The organism is Flavobacterium araucananum (genome assembly GCF_002222055.1).
Taxonomy (GTDB): Bacteria; Bacteroidota; Bacteroidia; order Flavobacteriales; family Flavobacteriaceae; genus Flavobacterium; species Flavobacterium araucananum.
Genome location: NZ_MUGS01000041.1, coordinates 1 through 18356 on the forward strand (window position 1 = coordinate 1; position 18356 = coordinate 18356).

The following is an 18356-nucleotide window of genomic DNA, read 5'->3' on the forward strand; positions in this document are numbered from 1 at the left end:
TTGATGGGGATTTTTTGTTTATAACAGTTTTTTGCTTTACTGCTTTAGCCATAAGGATACAAAAGCTTCTGAAACAATTTTAAATAACTTCAGTTAGATAGTAATGACAAACATCTGCCAATAAACATTCGTCACATTTGGGTTTTGGCCTACAGGTTTCACGACCTAAAAATGAAAGCGCCATTCCAATCTCATTCCAAATGGATTTTGACAATACTTGCATAAGATCTTTTTCGACTTTATTTCCATCTTTACTTTCTTTTATAATCCCAATTCTGGGTGCAACCCTGATAACATGTAAATCTGCAATGATACCTTCTGCAGTTTTATTGTTTTCTCTTAAGATAACATTGGCTGATTTTCGACCAATTCCTTTTAGTGCTGTTAATCCTTGCATTGTTAAAGGAATATTGGTATCATTTTGAATCGTTTTGGCAATTTCCAACAGCCATTGTGCTTTTGTTGGATAATTTCGAACTTTGGTTATATAAGGCAGAAAATTTTCTAAGTTAGTTTTAGACAGACTTTCAAGAGTTGGGAATTTTTCGAATAAAGGAGGTGCTACGTTATTTATATTGGCATCTGAATCCTGTGCGGATAAAACCACCATAACAAGCAATTGATAGGTATTATGATATTCTAAAGGATGCTTTTTTCCTTTGTACTTTTTTAGAATGGGCTCTAATTTAGTTTCCCAATCTAATGTTTCTCCAAATAAATCCATTTTGGTTTTCTTTAAATTTTAATTAAGAAGAGATATAACGCTAATAAAGTTAAGTATTTTGGATAAAATCCAGAATTTTTTTAATCACATTTTGATTTCCAAGTACTTTTCTATGTCCTAAACCTTCAGTTAAAAAGAGACTTCCGTTTTGTAAATTTTTATGGATATGGATTCCTGCTGTTGCCGGAACTTCCGGATCATCTTTGTCATGAATTACTAAAACAGGAATTTCAACTTTTTGAGCTGCTTTGTAAGCAGAAAAATCATCCATCTTTACTTTGTATTTATTTTCAAAGCGATCTCGTAACCTCTCGCTAATTTTGGGCTTCAGACCTAACTTAGAAACAAATTCATCTAAAATATCCTGTACAATGTCTCCACTGCCAATAATTACTGCTTTTTTTACTTGCAATCCGTCTTTAATGGCGTTCAAAACAGACATTCCTCCTAAAGAGTGTCCTATTATATTTTCAAAAGGGCCATATTTTTTTTCAATCTCCAGGATTGAATATATAAATTCAGACATTATGGTAGTTTTACCATCTGATTTTCCATGTGCAGGAGCATCAAAACTGACCACTGAATATCCGTTTTTTAAAAGCTCATCGGCAATTTTAAACAATTGCGTTCCTCTTCCGGACCAGCCATGAACCAATAAAATTTTGTGATCGCTTTTTCCATACTCGTAAACAATTATACTTTTATCAATTGCAGGAACCAGGATTTTACTTTTGATACTTTTCTGATCCATTTCAAACTCTCGTTTGGGTACCTTATGTTTTATAGGTGTTGTAAAAAGCCTGGCAGCAAATACAGTAACTAATTTTAAAGAGAAAAAAGCAAGTATCTTGCTGGATAATATAATAATCCGCGGAATTTTTAAAGATTGTGTAGGATTTGTATTCTTTTTTGCCATTTTGATAAATTTTCTTTGAGCTCTTAATTTTACTTATTTTTTCCTAAATTTAGGAAACATAAAAGTAGGATTTTAATGAACGTCTACTAAAAAAATAGTTCACAAATTAATTTTAATAATACGCTTATAAATTTTAAATGGAAATATTTCATATTAGTGCAGAATGCTATCCTATGGCAAAAGTTGGTGGTCTGGCAGATGTTGTAGGTGCATTACCTAAATATCAAAGAAATGCAGGTCATCAGGTTTGTGTTGTTGTTCCTGGCTATGATACTAAATTTAAAAATGAAAATGATTTTGAATGCGTTCATTCAGGAACTGTAAAACTGGGAAATTTTGATTTTCAATTTAATGTTTTAAAAGAAAATACAGATAAGCTAGGCTACGAACTATATCTAATTGAAATTAATGAATTATTCAATCGTTCAAATGTATATGGATATGAAGATGATATCGAACGGTTTTTATCCTTTCAGATCGCCACTTTAGATTGGATCTCTACACGCAAGACAGTTCCTGGTATTATTAACTGTCATGATCATCATACCGGATTAATTCCGTTTCTCGTAAAATACGCTTATAAATACGAACCTTTAAGAACTATCAAAACTGTTCTTACCATCCATAACGGTTTGTATCAGGGATGGTTTGGTTTTGATAAATTACATTATTTACCGGAATTTGATTTACGCCATGTTGGTTTTTTAGAGTGGAATAATTCTCTTAATTCTTTAGCGGTAGGAGTAAAGTGTGCACAAGCTGTTACGACCGTTTCACCAAGTTATCTGGATGAAATTAATATTTCGGCAAATGGTTTGGAAGAATTATTTAATTCAGTCAGAAATAAATCAAAAGGAATTTTAAACGGAATTGATATTGAAGTATGGAATCCGGATACTGATAAAATGATTGCGGAGAATTTTTCGATAGAGACCTTTGAAGTTGGTAAGCAGTTGAATAAAGAGAAACTTTGCGAGCAGTTTGAATTAGATCCTGCAAAACCTCTCTTTAGTTTTATTGGTCGTTTATTTGAGGAAAAAGGGGGTGATTTATTGCCTCAGGCTTCGGCATTGGCATTATCTGAAAATTTTGAAAATATCAATATTTTGATTTTAGGATCTGGTAATTCAGCTATCGAAGAACAGTTGACCCAGTTGCGAAAGGATTATAATGGTAATTACAACGTTTTTATTGGATATAACGAAGAATTGGCACATTTGATTTATGCAGGTTCAGATTATATTTTAATGCCATCGCGAGTAGAACCATGCGGATTAAACCAGATGTATGCTTTGCGTTACGGTACGGTTCCTATCGTGAGACGAACGGGTGGTTTGCGGGATACAGTAGTAGATTTTGGCGACAATGGAAACGGAATTTGTCACGATCAGGCTTCAGTGGGAGATATTTGCTATTCTATAAATCGTGCCGTAAAATTGTATGATGATAAGATAAATTTCAATAAGATAATAAAAAGAGCAATGGCAATTGACCATTCCTGGGAGAGCGTTTGCCAAGAATATATCGACATATACACCTTAATAATTGAGAAAAATGAAATTTAAAAAGAAAAATGTAGTTGCCATTATTTTAGGAGGAGGACAAGGTTCACGTTTGTTTCCGTTAACAGAAACCAGATCAAAACCGGCTGTGCCAATCGGAGGAAAATACAGATTAGTTGATATTCCTATTTCGAACTGTATTAACTCTGATATTTTTAAAATATTTGTACTGACACAATTCAACTCTGCATCATTAAACGCACATATTAAAAACACTTTTAATTTTAGTATTTTTAGTCAGTCATTTGTTGATATTCTGGCAGCAGAACAGACACCGGATAATCCAACCTGGTTTCAGGGTACCGCAGACGCTGTTCGACAATGTATGTCGCATTTTTTAAAACACGACTTTGATCATGCTTTGATTTTATCAGGAGATCAGTTGTACCAAATGGATTTTAACGAAATGCTCGAAGCTCATATTGCTGCTGATGCTGCTATTTCTATTGCAACTTTGCCTGTTAATGCTAAAGATGCACCTGAATTTGGAATTCTGAAAACGTGTCATGAAAGTTTTGTTGAAGCTTTTATAGAAAAACCAGATGCATCACTTTTGCCTCAATGGGAATCTGAGGTAAGCGAGCACATGCAGGAAAAAGGTAAAAAGTATTTGGCCTCAATGGGAATTTATATTTTTAACCGTCAGTTATTAGAAGATTTAATGTCAGATCCGGAAACCAAAGATTTTGGTAAAGAGATTATTCCGCAAGCCGTTGGAAAACATAAAATTTTGAGTTACCAGTACGAAGGGTATTGGACAGATATTGGAAACATAGAATCTTTTTTTGAAGCAAATATTGGATTAACGGCTGATATCCCGGAATTTAATTTGTTTGATAACGACAATAAGATTTTTACAAGACCAAGATTACTACCGCCGTCAAAATTTAGAAATTCAATTATAAATCAATCCTTAATTTCTGAAGGCTGTATTATTAATGCCAAAGAAATTAAAAGCTCGGTAATTGGTATTCGTTCCAGAATTGGAGTGGGTACAATATTAGAAAATTGTTATGTTATGGGTAACGATTTTTATCAGGATTTAGATGAAATGAATCAGGAAAGCAGTATCAATAAAATTCATGTTGGTATTGGTGAAAATTGTTTTATTAAAAATGTTTTAGTAGATAAAAACGTTCGCATAGGAAATAATGTTCATATTAATGGAGGAAAACATCTGGATAATTTTACAAACGAATTATACAGTATAAAAGACGGAATTGTTGTTATTAAAAAAGGAGTTGTCCTGTCGGATAATTTTAGAATAGAATAAAAAGATTTAAATATAATTATTGCCTTAAAATCCAAATATGAATAAAGTTATCACGCATTCTCTATTTACCGAATTTGATATTGATTTATTCAAAGCAGGAAAGCACTTCAGGTTATATGAAAAATTAGGAGCGCATTTGGCTGAAGTTAACGGATTAAAAGGCGTTTATTTTGCGGTTTGGGCTCCAACGGCTCAATCTGTATCAGTTGTTGGTGATTTTAATTATTGGACACAAGGCAAACATTTATTGCAGGTACGTTGGGATTCTTCCGGAATCTGGGAAGGATTTATTCCGGGTGTTGAAAAAGGAGCTCTTTATAAATATAAAATTCAGTCTAATATTGACGGCATTATAACCGAAAAAGCAGATCCGTTCTCTTTATATTGCGAAAAACCACCTCATACAGCTTCGGTTGTCTGGGATCTGGATTATAACTGGAAAGACGAAAGATGGATGCAATCTCGTGCGGATCATAATGGTTTAGACAAACCTTATGCTGTCTATGAAGTACATTTAGGTTCGTGGAAACGTGGTGATCATAATCGATTTTTAACCTACTTAGAACTTGCAGATGATTTGGTAAATTATGTAAAGGAAACAGGTTTTACACATGTCGAATTTATGCCCGTGATGGAATATCCGTATGATCCGTCGTGGGGATATCAGCTAACGGGGTATTTTGCTCCAACTTCCCGATTTGGGAAACCACAGGATTTTATGGTTTTGGTAGATAAGTTGCATCAGGCTGGTATTGGGGTGATCTTAGATTGGGTACCGTCTCATTTTCCTGATGATGCACATGGATTAGGGTATTTTGACGGATCGCATTTGTATGAGCATCCGGATCGCAGAAAAGGATATCATCCGGATTGGAAAAGTTTAGTTTTTAATTACGGACGCAATGAGGTTCGGGCTTTTTTAATAAGCAATGCTGTTTTCTGGTTGCAGCATTATCATATTGATGGTTTGCGTGTAGATGCCGTGGCTTCGATGTTGTACCTTGATTATTCCAGAAAAGAGGGTGAGTGGGAACCTAATATTTATGGCGGAAGAGAAAACCTGGATACGATTAGCTTTCTTAAAGAGTTCAACGAAGTAATCTATGCTAATTTTGATGGAGTTCAGACTATTGCAGAAGAAAGTACATCATTTCCAATGGTATCTCGCCCTACATTTACCGGAGGTTTGGGTTTTGGAATGAAATGGATGATGGGCTGGATGCATGATACTTTAAAATACTTTCAAAAAGAAACTGTTTATAGAAAATACCATCAGAATGATTTGACTTTTTCGATGACGTATGCTTTTACGGAGAATTTTATGCTTCCGTTTTCGCATGACGAAGTGGTTTACGGCAAAAAATCTATTGCTAATAAAATGCCTGGTGATGAATGGCAGAAATTTGCCAATTTAAGATTGCTATACGGCTATATGTTTACGCATCCCGGTACTAAATTACTTTTTATGGGTTCTGAGTTCGGACAAAGTGATGAATGGAATTTTGAAAAAAGTTTAGATTGGCATTTATTACAATATGACTATCACTTGGGCATAAAAAAAGTAATTACAGATTTAAATCACTTATATAAATCTCGTCCGGCGTTATATGAGAAACAATTTACAGCAGAAGGTTTTGAATGGATCAATTATTCAGATCATCAAAATGCAGTCTTATCCTATATCAGGAAAGGAAATAATGCCAAAGAAAATATTGTGGTGGTTTGTAATTTTACTCCGGTAGTTAGGGAGAATTATAGAATAGGGATTCCACAAAAAGGCAAATTGGAAGAGATTTTTAATAGTGATGCTGTTATTTATGGAGGTAGTGGACTTGGAAATCCTAAAATTATAAAAATAGAGGTAAAACCTTACGATGGCAGAGACTATTCTGTCGCATTAATTTTGCCTCCTTTAAGTGTTACTGTTTATTCTTTTGTGTAAAAAACCGCAAGTAATTTTAGCAATGCAAATTTATCATTTTAAGGATTTTAAATTATCGAATTGTTTGTTTTATGCTGTCTATTTTAGCACTCATTCATAAAAAACGTTTTCGTGAATAAACCTTATATTGATATAGCTTTAAGTGGTTTTTTTGTATGTTTGAAAGAGAGATTAGCGTTATTATAATTAATTCATTTAGCGATATGATTACAAATACATCATTAGAATACAAAGGCGATTTATATCCATCAAAAATTGTCTCATACGAACATGAGGGCGATTCGTTTTTTTTTAATACAGATAATAAAGTAATCTTAAAAGTTACTATTCTTAGAGACAGTTTAATCCGGTTTCGTTTTACAACAAAAGGCTATTTTAGTAATGATTTTTCGTATGCAATTGATAAAACGCAACTTCACGGTTACAATGTTCTGGAACTTACAGAAGAAGAAACTTATTTTCAGATTAAAACCAGCAAAGTAAAATGTAAGATTCAGAAATCAGATCTTCGTTTATCGATTTATGATTTAAATGATCTTTTGATTCTTGAGGATGAGCTTGGTTTTCATTGGGAAGAAAGTTATGAATATGGTGGCAATATTGTAAAAATGAGTAAATCATCAAAAGATGGAGAATGTTTTTACGGTCTTGGGGACAAAGCCACACAAATGAATTTAAAAGGCAAAAGATTAGAAAATTTTGCTACAGATCAATATGCTTATCAAAAAGAGCAGGACCCTCTATATAAAGTAGTTCCTTTTTATATTGGATTACAGAACAAACATTCTTACGGAATTTTCTTTGACAATACTTTTAGAACTTTCTTTGATTTTTGTCAGGAAAGAAGAAACGTAACCAGTTTTTGGGCCGAAGGTGGCGAAATGAATTACTACTTTATTTATGGTCCACAAATGCAGGATGTGGTTACGACCTATACAGATTTGACAGGTAAACCGGAACTTCCTCCTCTTTGGGTTTTAGGGTATCATCAATGCAAATGGAGTTATTATCCGGAAAGCAAAGTCAAAGAAATTACCTCAAAATTTAGAGAATTAAAAATTCCGTGTGACGCCATTTATCTGGATATAGACTACATGGAAGGGTTTCGATGTTTTACCTGGAATAAAAACTATTTTCCGGACCCCAAACGAATGGTTGCTGAATTAGCCGAAGATGGTTTTAAAACAGTTGTTATCATTGATCCGGGAATTAAAATTGATAAAGATTACTGGGTTTATAAAGAAGCTCTTGAAAAAGATTATTTCTGCAAAAGAGCCGATGGTCCATATATGAAAGGTAAAGTCTGGCCAGGCGAATGTAATTTTCCGGATTATACAAATCCCGTAGTTAGAGAATGGTGGGCAGGATTATTTAAAGAATTGATTTCAGACATTGGAGTAAAAGGAGTTTGGAATGATATGAATGAGCCTGCTGTTATGGAGGTACCCAATAAAACTTTCCCGATGGATGTTCGTCATTTTTACGACGGAAATCCTTGTAGTCATAGAAAAGCACACAACATTTATGGTACACAAATGGCAAGGGCAACGTATCATGGTGTAAAACGTTTTACGTATCCTAAACGTCCATTTGTGATTACAAGATCTGCTTATTCAGGAGCGCAACGCTATACTTCGTCCTGGACGGGAGATAACGTAGCAACCTGGGAACATTTGTGGATCGCAAACATTCAGGTGCAAAGAATGAGTATTTCAGGAATGGGTTTTACGGGATCTGATATTGGTGGTTTTGCAGAGCAGCCTACAGGAGAATTATATGCACGCTGGATTCAGTTAGGAGTTTTTCATCCGTTTTGCAGGACGCATTCGTCCGGAGATCACGGTAATCAGGAACCTTGGGCTTTTGATGAAGAAGTAATTAATATCACACGTAAGTTTGTAAGCCTGCGCTATCAATTATTACCCTATTTATATACCATGTTCTGGCAATATATAGAAGAGGGAATCCCAATGCTAAAACCGTTGGTTTATTACGATCAGGAAGATACACAAACGCATTACAGAAATGATGAATTTATTTTTGGAAATCAAATATTAGTTTGTCCAATTCTTGAACCTAACGCTGTAGGTAGACGTATGTATATCCCAAGAGGACAATGGTATAACTACTGGACAAATGAATTGGCTATAGGAGGAAGAGAAGTATGGGTTGATACCAAATTTGATGAAATTCCACTTTTTATAAAAGCAGGAGCTATAATCCCAAAATATCCGGTTCAGCAATATGTAGGTGAACTTGAATTTGATGAATTAACGCTTGATTTATACTATAAAAACGGAAAAGAAAAATCAGTTGTTTATGAGGACGCACAAGATGGCTACGATTACAAAAAAGGACGTTATAGCTTTTTGTCTTTTAAAACCATTGGTAAAGAAAAAGAATTAATTATCCAGCTTCATAAAGACGGAAAGTATGATACTCCTTATACAAAATACAAAATAAACTTAATTGGATTGCCTTTTACCGTAACTGAGATTGAAATCGACAACGAAAAAGTTGTCTTTGATAAAATTGCTTTCGAGGAGAATCATTTCTTACTTGTTGATAAAGAGTTCAATGAACTTCATATTATTGGAGAATAAGTAAATTCTGATAAAATATTAAAAAATTATATAAAATATAAAATAATAATAATTGTATTTTTGTGTGTGTTTAAAAAATAATTATCATGAAAAAACATTTAATATTAGGAATTTTTGCAGCTATTTTGTTCAGTGGTTGTGCTACAAATCCTGTAACAGGGAAGAAGAATCTGAATTTTGTTTCGAACAGTGAATTGTTTCCCTCTTCGTTTCAGCAATACAGTACTTTTATAGCAGAAAACAAAGTAATTACGGGAACTACTGATGCAAAATTGGTAGAAAACGTAGGAATAAAAATAAGAAAAGCTGCCGAAAAATATTTGACTTTTTTAGGTCAGTCACAATATTTAAATGATTACCGTTGGGAGTACAAACTGGTAGACAACAAAGAGGTAAATGCCTGGTGTATGCCCGGAGGAAAAATTGTAGTTTATTCTGGAATTCTTCCGGTAACTCAAAATGAATCTGGTCTGGCTACTGTTATGGGTCATGAAGTTTCGCACGCATTAGCCAATCATGGTGCACAAAGAATGAGTGCAGCACAATTGCAACAAATTGGTAGTGCAGCTTTGGATGCTGCTACAAGTGCAAAATCTGATATGACCAGACAAATATTTGCACAAGCTTACGGAGTTGGATCTGAAGTAGGAGTAATGCTTCCGTTTAGTAGAAGTAACGAAAGTGAAGCAGATAAAATTGGACTAACATTGATGGCAATTGCCGGTTACAATCCTGATGATGCTATTTCTTTCTGGACCAGAATGTCTGCTAAATCCGGGGCTGCGGGAACACCTGAATTTATGAGTACACACCCGTCTGATGCTACAAGAATTGCAAATTTAAAATCATTGATTCCTGAGGCAAGAGCAACAGCACTTAAAGTTGGAATTATAAAATAAAAATGTAAGAAGTAAACAATACAAGGAAAGCTATTCTAAAAAGGATAGCTTTTTTTATGTAAACACTGTTTTAAATTGTTTATAATTTATTAATACACGATTTGTCAAAATACTATTTGATTATGATAAAAATTAAATAAATTCGTAGCCTGTTAACAAAACCATTTATATGAAAGATTTACAAAAAGGAGATAAAAAATTATTAAACGCTTGGGCATTTTATGATTGGGCAAATTCAGTTTATCCATTAGTTATTTCATCAGCTGTTTTTCCAATTTTTTATGAGGCTTTATTTTCTGAAAGAGATCATTATATTGATGTTTTTGGAATGAATCTTAAAAACTCAGCTTTAATTAGTTTTGTTACTGCTGCTGCATTTCTAATAGTTGCTTTTATTTCTCCTTTGTTATCCGGTATTGCTGATTATGTAGGTAACAAGAAGTCCTTTATGAAATTCTTTTGTTACATGGGAGCTTTATCCTGCATGGGATTGTATTGGTTTACTCTTGAAAATATTTACGTAGGTTTACTTTTTTACTTTTTAGGATTGATTGGTTTCTGGGGAAGTTTGGTTTTTTATAACTCTTATTTGCCAGACATTGCTTTTCCGGAACAGCAAGATAAACTGAGTGCCAAAGGATACTCGTTAGGATACGTAGGCAGTGTTGTTTTATTAGTGATCAACTTAGTAATGATCATGGGTGCCGAAGGTGGAGTAGCCAAAGTTGAAGCCATGAGATATTCCTTTTTAATGGTAGGTATCTGGTGGATTCTTTTTAGTCAATACACCTATTATTATTTACCAAAAGGAAACAAAACTACGGATCAGAAAGTAACTAAAGATGTAATTTTTAATGGTTTTAAAGAGTTACAAAAAGTATGGAAATTACTTGAAGAGAATATTTCTTTAAAGCGATATCTGGGGAGCTTTTTTGTTTATAGTATGGCAGTACAAACAGTAATGATTGTAGCAACTTACTTTGGAGCGCAGGAAATTAAATGGTCTTCGGAAAGTGAAAGCACATCAGGTCTGATAATATGTATTTTATTAATACAATTAGTAGCCATAATTGGTGCGGTTTTAACTTCGAGAGCATCAGCTAAATTTGGAAATATTCCAACATTGGTTGTCATAAATTGTATTTGGGTAGTGCTTTGTATACTTGCTTATTTTATAACATTACCAATTCATTTTTATGTCATGGCAACTTTAATAGGATTTGTTATGGGAGGAATTCAGGCATTATCGCGTTCTACTTATTCTAAATTATTGCCGGAGACAGAGGATACGGCATCTTTTTTCAGCTTCTATGATGTGGCAGAAAAAATAGGAATTGTAATAGGTATGTGTGTTTACGGAATAATTGATCAAATTACCGGAAGTCCAAGATTTGCAATTGTTATTCTTGCACTATTCTTTGCAATTGGTGTTTTCCTTTTGAGAAGAATACCAAAAAAGGCGCTTTAATTTATAAAGTGCCTTTTTGGAGATTTAGGTTGTCACAAATAGGACAAGTTTTATTATTTGATTGATGATTGTAGCTTATTAGTTTTACTCGTTTGAAGCTCTAAGAAAATAATTATGCTTTTGAAATATTTCCTGAACCCGAAACTTTTACATCGCGTTTTTCAGGATTTCCAGTGTATTTAATATCTCCGGAGCCAGAAACTCTCGCAGTAAGACTTTCGTTGCAGTTAACACGGCTATTTCCTGATCCCGAAACATTTACATCAACATTTTTGGATTTTAGATTAGAAGCGTCAACATCTCCTGAACCTGAAAGTTTGGTGGTAAAGTTATCTGTATTTCCTTTTAAATGTACATTTCCTGAGCCGCTTAAACTTAACTCCAGATTATTTGAATCTACAGCCAGATTAAAGTTTCCTGTACCCGATAGTTTTGCGAGAAATTTATCGTTTTTAATGGTATCTTTTGATTGCACATCTCCGGAACCAGTCAAACTTACTTCGGATATTTTTTCGAACGGAATCGTAATCTGAATTTTTTTACCAAGACTTGGTCGAATGTTTGCATTCTTTTCTACATAAATTTTCAGAGTATTATCTTCCACAACCACTTTTACAGCAGATAATAAATTTTCTTCCCCTTTAAGGATAATTTTTCCTTCTTTTCCCGCTACCAAATCCACATCAAAAGAGCCTGAAATCTTTATAGCATCGTAATCAGCTGTTGTTCTGGTATCAGAAACTACAGACCCATTTCCTTTTATTTTATTTTTATCATTTGATGACCATTGTGCAGTACCAATAGTACTTATTAAAAATGCTCCGTAAACGAATAATTGAATTGATTTTTTCATTGTTGATTGATTTATTGTTTTTGATTGATTTTACTTTTTGATTAAGATTACATTTCCATAATTAGAATTGATTATGACTTTACTTTGTCCTTTTTTCTTATTATAACCGCTTATTTTTTTAGAATTATTTTTAATTTCACTAACTGAAACCTCCAATGAACTATCGTTTTTAATACTTCCGTATTTTGTATTAATATCAAAATCAAAAGCGTAGTTGGTACTATAACCTAATGATACATTGGTATATCCTGTGTTAATATTTACATTTTTGGGTTTTTCATTAAGCGATTCTACATTAATTTTAGAATAAGTAGCATCGATGCTTAAATCTTTCGAAATTTCTGCAATGGCAACTGTCAGATAGTTTCCTGTACCCACAAGTGAATTTATTTTTTGAAATTTAAATTTTCCGTAACTTCCTTGATATTTTATGTTTTGTCCTTCCTGTAACGATACATCACTATAATTTGCATCAAGATTTAAATTTCCGGATTCGTTGATTTTTATACTTGAATAACGGGCTTCAATATTACCGCTTTTAATATAATCTATCGTTGAATTTTTACTGTAACCAATTTCAATTCTATTACTCGCACCATTTAATTGTCCCAGAATAATTTTACCGTATTTGCAGGCAATATCGGTACTGGATTCTAAGTTTAGAGTAGTAATATCACCGTACTTGTTGTTAAGTTTTACAGATCCGTTTTTGGGAATTTTTATCACATAATTGATTTCAAAACTATTACTGCTTCCTCTGCTTTTTAAGGAAGAGCTACCAATATTGGTAACGGCTGATACCATAGACTTAAGTGCCGTAATATCAACATCAATGTTGTTTAGTTTTTGATTAACCCAATCTTCGTTTCCTCCGGAAACTTTAATCGTAATATCAAGATCGATTTTGTCTTCGTCCCATGTACTTATGGTAATATTCCCGTATTTGTTATCAATATCAATTCCGGCATTTGAGTTAACGATGTAGGTTTTTTTGATATTTTTTTGTTTCGAAACATAAGTATCATCATTTGAGAATCCTAAAAAAGGAATCAAAAAGAATAAGATTAATAAGTTATAATGTTTTTTCATGAGTGGTAGTATTTGTAAATTTTTCGTTTTCTTCAATTCGTTGCAAAACCGTTTGCAAAAAAGATATTCTGGTTTGCAAGTTGCTGATCATAGCATAAATAATTTGTTTGTTTTCGCCATTTTTCTGAACCTCCTTGAGGATTTTCTCATAATCAGCATCAAAAACTTTCATTTGTTTTAGAGCGTCATTGATTATTTGTTCATTTTCCGGAGAACTTTTTTCTTTTAATTTAATTAGTTCATTATCAATCAAAATACTAAAAATAGAATCGGTTCTTTTTGTTTCTTTCGATGCAAACTTGAATTCTTTAGGTTTCTCGTTATTGTTATAAAATAGAGATACCCCCAGCAGCACTACAATTGATGCAGCAATTGCCCAAACAGCATAATTCTTTTTCTTGGGTTGCCTTTTATTTAATTTGTTTAAAAAATCAACCTGATGATCAGAATTCATTTTTTTGACATCCCACTGATTCTCAAATTTTTCGAATAATTGATCTAAATCGTCATTTTCCTTTTTCATATATCTAAAATTTATTTTTTACTGGTAAATCAGTTATCACCTTTTTATTTACTGCTGTTTGTGCACACAAACTTTTTGTTATTGGCGATTTCATAATCTCTCTAGTTTTTTTCGTAAAGCTTCTTTAGCCCTGCTTAATGTTGTCCTGCAATTAGCATAACTAATGTTTAAAATTTCGCTAATCTCTTCCTGATCATAACCCTCAATGTAAAATAGTGTGAGAACCATTCTGTAATTGTCTTTCAGGCTTAAAATCACTTCTAATACTTGTTTTACCTTAAGGGAATTCAAATCTATGTTTTCAGAAAAGAAGCTGTCATTTTCTTCTATTTTATATAATGTTTTGCTCAAATCTTCGACTTGGAATGCATTATTTTTTTTATAAAAATCAATACTGTAATTGACAATTATTTTTTTTAACCATGCTCCAAAAGCCACTTCTTGTTTGTAGTCGTTTATTTTTGTAAAAGCCTTAAGGAAACCTTCTTGCATGACGTCTTGTGCAAAATGTTCATCTTTTACAATACGGTAGGCCACATTGTACATGGCTTTACTGTAACGATTGTAAACTTCAAATTGTGCCTTTTGATTGTTTTCTTTACAAAGCGCGATTAATTCTTCGATATTTTGGTTCGTTATACTCAAGTAATGATTGCTAGTTTTTTATAATGACCTTGTTTTTTTTGTTATGTTACACTTTTGCTAAAAAATAATTTTTATTTTTTTTAATAAAATATTTAAAATTACTGTAAGCTAATGTATGTAATGTTTCTCAGTTGCTTAAGTTGTTATTTTTATGATTTAAATGTTTTTGTTAGTCTAAGAAATATTTTGTTAAAAATTTCTAAATTTTAATATTAAATATTTTATTTTTGGTAGACCAAAACATATAAAACTATGAGAAAATTAAAATTCACAATTGTTTTGACATTATTTATGTCATTATTTTTATTAAATTCATGTTCGAGTGATTCTGATGAAGCTCCGGCAGCTTCAACTGGAGACTATTGGCCAACTGCAATTGGCAATCAATGGGTTTTAGATCAGAGCGGTCAAAGTGTTACGATGAAAATTATTTCTTCGGACAATGATTACTTTAAATTCGATCAATTTTCAGGAGTAGGAGATGGTGTAACAGGAACTGGTTCCGTCTATCTAAAAAAAGTAAAAGGAGATTATTCTATTAAAGTAGATGAACTTAAATTTAATTATGCCGAAGGTATTACAGGTTCATCTTCTGGTTATGAATTTATCTTTTTTAAAGATTATTTAGAGGTAACTAAAACATGGACAGGAAGTTTTGTACAAACAACTTCATTTAGTCTCGCAGGTTTTCCCGCTATTAAATCGACAGTAAATTATACTGGAACAATCTTAGACAAAGCTACCAGTGTGGTTGTAAATGGTGTGACTTATAATGATGTTATAAAATTTAAATTTCGCCAGGAATTAAAAGTTGAAGGTCAGGCTGCAACAAGTTCTGATGCAGAATATTGGTTGGCTAAAGATATTGGAGTTATAAAATTTGTTGTAGGAAATACATCAAGCGTTTTGAAATCTTATGTTGTAAAAAAATAATAAACTTATTTAGTTGTTTAAAACCCGAAAATAATTTCGGGTTTTTTTATGTCCTTGTCATAAATTAAATCAAAAATCATTAAATCTTATTTCAAAACTTTCTTTTTTGTTTTTGGCATAATGATTGTCTATTTTTACGGCTTATCTTATAAATGAAATACTTAGTGTAGTTTAATTAAAAACGACTATATCCGGGATTCGATTTAAGGTTAGGGCTAAAAAATTAATGACAAAACGACTTATATACTATTATGTCAAACCATAAAATACTTACTATTGACAATCTGTCACTTCAGGAATTTGATTCAGAAGCAGAATTGATTCCATTATTAACACCAGAGGACGAGGAGGAAATGAACAATGAAGAGCTTCCGCTTTCGTTACCTATTTTGCCTTTACGTAATACCGTTTTATTTCCGGGAGTTGTAATTCCTATTTCTGCAGGAAGAGACAAATCGATTAAACTAATAAACGATGCCAATGCTGGCGGAAAAATTATTGGTGTTGTTTCTCAAATCAATGAAGAAGACGAAGATCCATCAAAAGATGACATTCATAAAATAGGAACCGTAGCGAGAATTTTACGTGTTCTAAAAATGCCTGACGGAAATGTTACGGTTATTTTGCAAGGTAAAAAACGTTTTGAGATCGATCAGGTCACTTCAGAAGAGCCTTATATTACAGCTACTATTAAAGAAGTATCAGAAGATCGTCCGGATGAGAATGATACTGAGTTTACAGCTATTTTGGATTCTGTAAAAGAGTTGGCAATTCAAATTATAAAAGAAAGTCCAAACATTCCTTCAGAAGCAACTTTTGCGATTAAAAACATTGAAAGCCAATCTTTCCTGATCAATTTTGTGTCTTCTAACATGAATTTATCGGTAAAAGAAAAACAAGGTTTACTATCGATAAACGGATTAAAAGACAGAGCACTAGAAACTTTGCGTTACATGAACGTAGAGTTGCAAAAATTAGAATTGAAAAATGACATTCAGTCAAAAGTTCGTTTTGATTTAGACCAGCAACAGCGCGAATATTTCCTTCATCAGCAGATGAAAACCATTCAGGAAGAATTAGGTGGCGTTTCGCAGGAAGAAGAGATGGACGAAATGGGGCAGAAGGCGAAAACAAAAAAATGGGACGAAAAGACACAGAAACATTTCGAAAAAGAATTGTCTAAAATGCGTCGTATGAATCCGCAATCGCCTGATTTTGGAATTCAGCGTAATTATTTAGAATTATTTTTAGAACTTCCCTGGGGCGAATATTCTAAAGATAAATTTGATTTAAAACATGCTCAGAAAATATTAGATAAAGATCATTTTGGACTTGAAGAAGTTAAGAAAAGAATGATTGAACATTTGGCTGTATTAAAACTTCGTAACGATATGAAATCGCCAATTATATGTTTGACAGGTCCTCCGGGAGTTGGTAAAACCTCTATTGGTCGTTCTGTAGCCGAAGCTTTAGGGCGTGAATATGTGCGTATTTCCTTGGGTGGTTTACGTGACGAAGCCGAAATTCGCGGACATAGAAAAACCTATATTGGTGCTATGCCAGGCAGAATTATTCAGAGTTTGAAAAAAGCCGGAACATCAAACCCTGTTTTTATTTTAGATGAAATAGACAAGCTTTCGAGTGGTAACAGCGGAGATCCTTCTTCGGCATTACTGGAAGTTTTAGATCCGGAACAAAATAATGCTTTTTATGACAACTTCCTGGAGATGGGTTATGACTTATCTAAAGTAATGTTTATTGCTACGTCTAATAATATGGCAACAATCCAGCCGGCATTGCGTGACAGAATGGAAGTGATCAAAATGTCAGGTTATACTATTGAAGAAAAAGTAGAAATTGCCAAAAGACATCTTTTTCCAAAGCAATTAGAAGCACACGGATTAACAACCAAAGATTTGGTTATTGGAAAGAAACAATTAGAAAAAATAGTAGAAGGTTATACACGTGAATCCGGTGTTCGTAATTTAGAAACTAAAATAGCTCAGGTTATTCGTAATGCTGCAAAATCAGTAGCAATGGAGGAGGAATACAACAAAAAAGTAACTGACGACGATATTGTTAAAGTTTTGGGTGTGCCAAGATTAGAGCGTGATAAATATGAAAACAACGATGTTGCCGGAGTTGTTACAGGTTTAGCCTGGACTAGTGTAGGTGGTGATATTTTGTTTATTGAATCCCTTATATCCGAAGGAAAAGGTTCATTGACCATTACCGGAAATCTGGGTAATGTCATGAAAGAATCTGCAACAATTGCTTTAGAATACATTAAAGCTAATGCTAAAAAATTGGGATTAGCTGTTGAGCTTTTTCAAAAATATAATATCCATTTGCACGTACCTGAAGGAGCAACGCCAAAAGACGGACCAAGTGCCGGTATAGCAATGTTGACTTCTTTGGTTTCCTTGTTAACGCAAAAGAAAGTGAAGAAAAGCCTGGCTATGACAGGAGAGATTACATTACGTGGCAAAGTTTTACCTGTTGGAGGTATTAAAGAAAAAATATTAGCAGCAAAAAGAGCTAATATTAAAGAGATTATTTTGTGTCATGAAAATAAAAGTGATATTGATGAAATTAAAGCAGAATACTTAGAAGGTCTTACTTTTTACTATGTAAAAGAAATGAGCGAAGTTCTGGCCTTAGCATTGACAGATCAAAGTGTTAAAAATGCTAAAACTTTAAAATAAAAATTTTAATACAAGTGACCAACCCGAAATTTACGGGGTAAAAATCCAAATTTCAATAACTGAATATTTTTCAGATTGGAATTTGGATTTTTTATTAAAATTTACTTTCAATAAGATAATTGGAATTTTTTTACCGTAATTTAATTTTAAAATTATTTTATTACTTATATAATTTTATCTTCGCAGTTGCGTTATTCCCATATAGGAATCGCCCCAAAAGC

General features: G+C 32.9%; 14 protein-coding genes. 8 read left to right on the plus strand and 6 right to left on the minus strand.

Annotated features, from left to right (window positions below):
- Nucleotides 1-79: 79 nt before the first annotated feature.
- The gene (locus tag B0A64_RS18090) at nucleotides 80-724 is read right to left on the minus strand and encodes an endonuclease III domain-containing protein (protein ID WP_089480904.1); all 645 of its coding nucleotides are present in this window, start codon (nucleotides 722-724) and stop codon (nucleotides 80-82) included.
- A gap of 49 nt (nucleotides 725-773) precedes the next feature.
- Nucleotides 774-1640, minus strand: coding sequence for an alpha/beta fold hydrolase (locus B0A64_RS18095; RefSeq protein WP_089480905.1), 867 nt, complete (start codon nucleotides 1638-1640; stop codon nucleotides 774-776).
- Between the two features lie 137 nt (nucleotides 1641-1777).
- Between B0A64_RS18095 and B0A64_RS18100 the strand changes: the two genes are divergently transcribed.
- The 6 genes from B0A64_RS18100 to B0A64_RS18125 all read left to right on the plus strand — a co-directional run bounded on the left by B0A64_RS18100 (nucleotide 1778) and on the right by B0A64_RS18125 (nucleotide 11387).
- Entirely contained in the window at nucleotides 1778-3205 is a 1428-nt protein-coding gene (locus B0A64_RS18100; protein ID WP_089480906.1) for a glycogen synthase, read from the plus strand.
- The gene (locus B0A64_RS18105) at nucleotides 3195-4475 is read left to right on the plus strand and encodes a glucose-1-phosphate adenylyltransferase (protein ID WP_089480916.1); all 1281 of its coding nucleotides are present in this window, start codon (nucleotides 3195-3197) and stop codon (nucleotides 4473-4475) included. Before B0A64_RS18100 ends, B0A64_RS18105 begins: the two co-directional genes overlap by 11 nt.
- A 37-nt stretch (nucleotides 4476-4512) precedes the next feature.
- Nucleotides 4513-6417 (plus strand): 1,4-alpha-glucan branching protein GlgB, encoded by a 1905-nt coding sequence (gene glgB / locus B0A64_RS18110; RefSeq protein WP_089480907.1) that lies wholly within the window; start codon nucleotides 4513-4515, stop codon nucleotides 6415-6417.
- A 203-nt stretch (nucleotides 6418-6620) separates the two neighbouring features.
- The gene (locus B0A64_RS18115; RefSeq protein ID WP_089480917.1) at nucleotides 6621-9020 is read left to right on the plus strand and encodes a glycoside hydrolase family 31 protein; all 2400 of its coding nucleotides are present in this window, start codon (nucleotides 6621-6623) and stop codon (nucleotides 9018-9020) included.
- Between the two features lie 86 nt (nucleotides 9021-9106).
- Nucleotides 9107-9919 carry a M48 family metallopeptidase gene (locus B0A64_RS18120; protein WP_089480908.1) on the plus strand — a complete coding sequence of 271 codons (813 nt, stop codon included), beginning with the start codon at nucleotides 9107-9109 and terminating at the stop codon, nucleotides 9917-9919.
- Between the two features lie 169 nt (nucleotides 9920-10088).
- Nucleotides 10089-11387, plus strand: coding sequence for an MFS transporter (locus B0A64_RS18125; RefSeq protein ID WP_089480909.1), 1299 nt, complete (start codon nucleotides 10089-10091; stop codon nucleotides 11385-11387).
- A gap of 112 nt (nucleotides 11388-11499) precedes the next feature.
- On the opposite strand, the gene B0A64_RS18130 is transcribed toward B0A64_RS18125, so the two are convergent.
- From B0A64_RS18130 to B0A64_RS18145, 4 genes are all read right to left on the minus strand, one after another.
- A complete protein-coding gene (locus B0A64_RS18130) occupies nucleotides 11500-12240 on the minus strand; it encodes a head GIN domain-containing protein (RefSeq protein ID WP_089480910.1) in 741 nt (246 codons plus the stop codon).
- A 30-nt stretch (nucleotides 12241-12270) separates the two neighbouring features.
- Entirely contained in the window at nucleotides 12271-13329 is a 1059-nt protein-coding gene (locus B0A64_RS18135) for a DUF4097 family beta strand repeat-containing protein (protein WP_089480911.1), read from the minus strand.
- Entirely contained in the window at nucleotides 13313-13852 is a 540-nt protein-coding gene (locus B0A64_RS18140) for an anti-sigma factor (RefSeq protein WP_089480912.1), read from the minus strand. The genes B0A64_RS18135 and B0A64_RS18140 overlap by 17 nt, the downstream gene beginning before the upstream one ends.
- Nucleotides 13853-13942: 90 nt before the next feature.
- A complete protein-coding gene (locus B0A64_RS18145) occupies nucleotides 13943-14497 on the minus strand; it encodes an RNA polymerase sigma factor (RefSeq protein ID WP_089480913.1) in 555 nt (184 codons plus the stop codon).
- A 252-nt stretch (nucleotides 14498-14749) separates the two neighbouring features.
- On the opposite strand from B0A64_RS18145, the gene B0A64_RS18150 reads away from it, so the two are divergent.
- Nucleotides 14750-15430, plus strand: coding sequence for a hypothetical protein (locus B0A64_RS18150; protein ID WP_089480914.1), 681 nt, complete (start codon nucleotides 14750-14752; stop codon nucleotides 15428-15430).
- A gap of 251 nt (nucleotides 15431-15681) precedes the next feature.
- A complete protein-coding gene (gene lon / locus B0A64_RS18155) occupies nucleotides 15682-18135 on the plus strand; it encodes an endopeptidase La (RefSeq protein ID WP_089480915.1) in 2454 nt (817 codons plus the stop codon).
- Nucleotides 18136-18356 lie beyond the last annotated feature (221 nt).

What these genes read in the sequence shown, in the direction of transcription:
- B0A64_RS18090 (WP_089480904.1), bottom strand. Translation starts at nt 724, where the DNA reads ATGGATTTATTTGGAGAAACATTAGATTGGGAAACTAAATTAGAGCCC.
- B0A64_RS18095 (WP_089480905.1), bottom strand. Translation starts at nt 1,640, where the DNA reads ATGGCAAAAAAGAATACAAATCCTACACAATCTTTAAAAATTCCGCGG.
- B0A64_RS18100 (WP_089480906.1), top strand. Translation starts at nt 1,778, where the DNA reads ATGGAAATATTTCATATTAGTGCAGAATGCTATCCTATGGCAAAAGTT.
- B0A64_RS18105 (WP_089480916.1), top strand. Translation starts at nt 3,195, where the DNA reads ATGAAATTTAAAAAGAAAAATGTAGTTGCCATTATTTTAGGAGGAGGA.
- glgB (WP_089480907.1), top strand. Translation starts at nt 4,513, where the DNA reads ATGAATAAAGTTATCACGCATTCTCTATTTACCGAATTTGATATTGAT.
- B0A64_RS18115 (WP_089480917.1), top strand. Translation starts at nt 6,621, where the DNA reads ATGATTACAAATACATCATTAGAATACAAAGGCGATTTATATCCATCA.
- B0A64_RS18120 (WP_089480908.1), top strand. Translation starts at nt 9,107, where the DNA reads ATGAAAAAACATTTAATATTAGGAATTTTTGCAGCTATTTTGTTCAGT.
- B0A64_RS18125 (WP_089480909.1), top strand. Translation starts at nt 10,089, where the DNA reads ATGAAAGATTTACAAAAAGGAGATAAAAAATTATTAAACGCTTGGGCA.
- B0A64_RS18130 (WP_089480910.1), bottom strand. Translation starts at nt 12,240, where the DNA reads ATGAAAAAATCAATTCAATTATTCGTTTACGGAGCATTTTTAATAAGT.
- B0A64_RS18135 (WP_089480911.1), bottom strand. Translation starts at nt 13,329, where the DNA reads ATGAAAAAACATTATAACTTATTAATCTTATTCTTTTTGATTCCTTTT.
- B0A64_RS18140 (WP_089480912.1), bottom strand. Translation starts at nt 13,852, where the DNA reads ATGAAAAAGGAAAATGACGATTTAGATCAATTATTCGAAAAATTTGAG.
- B0A64_RS18150 (WP_089480914.1), top strand. Translation starts at nt 14,750, where the DNA reads ATGAGAAAATTAAAATTCACAATTGTTTTGACATTATTTATGTCATTA.
- lon (WP_089480915.1), top strand. Translation starts at nt 15,682, where the DNA reads ATGTCAAACCATAAAATACTTACTATTGACAATCTGTCACTTCAGGAA.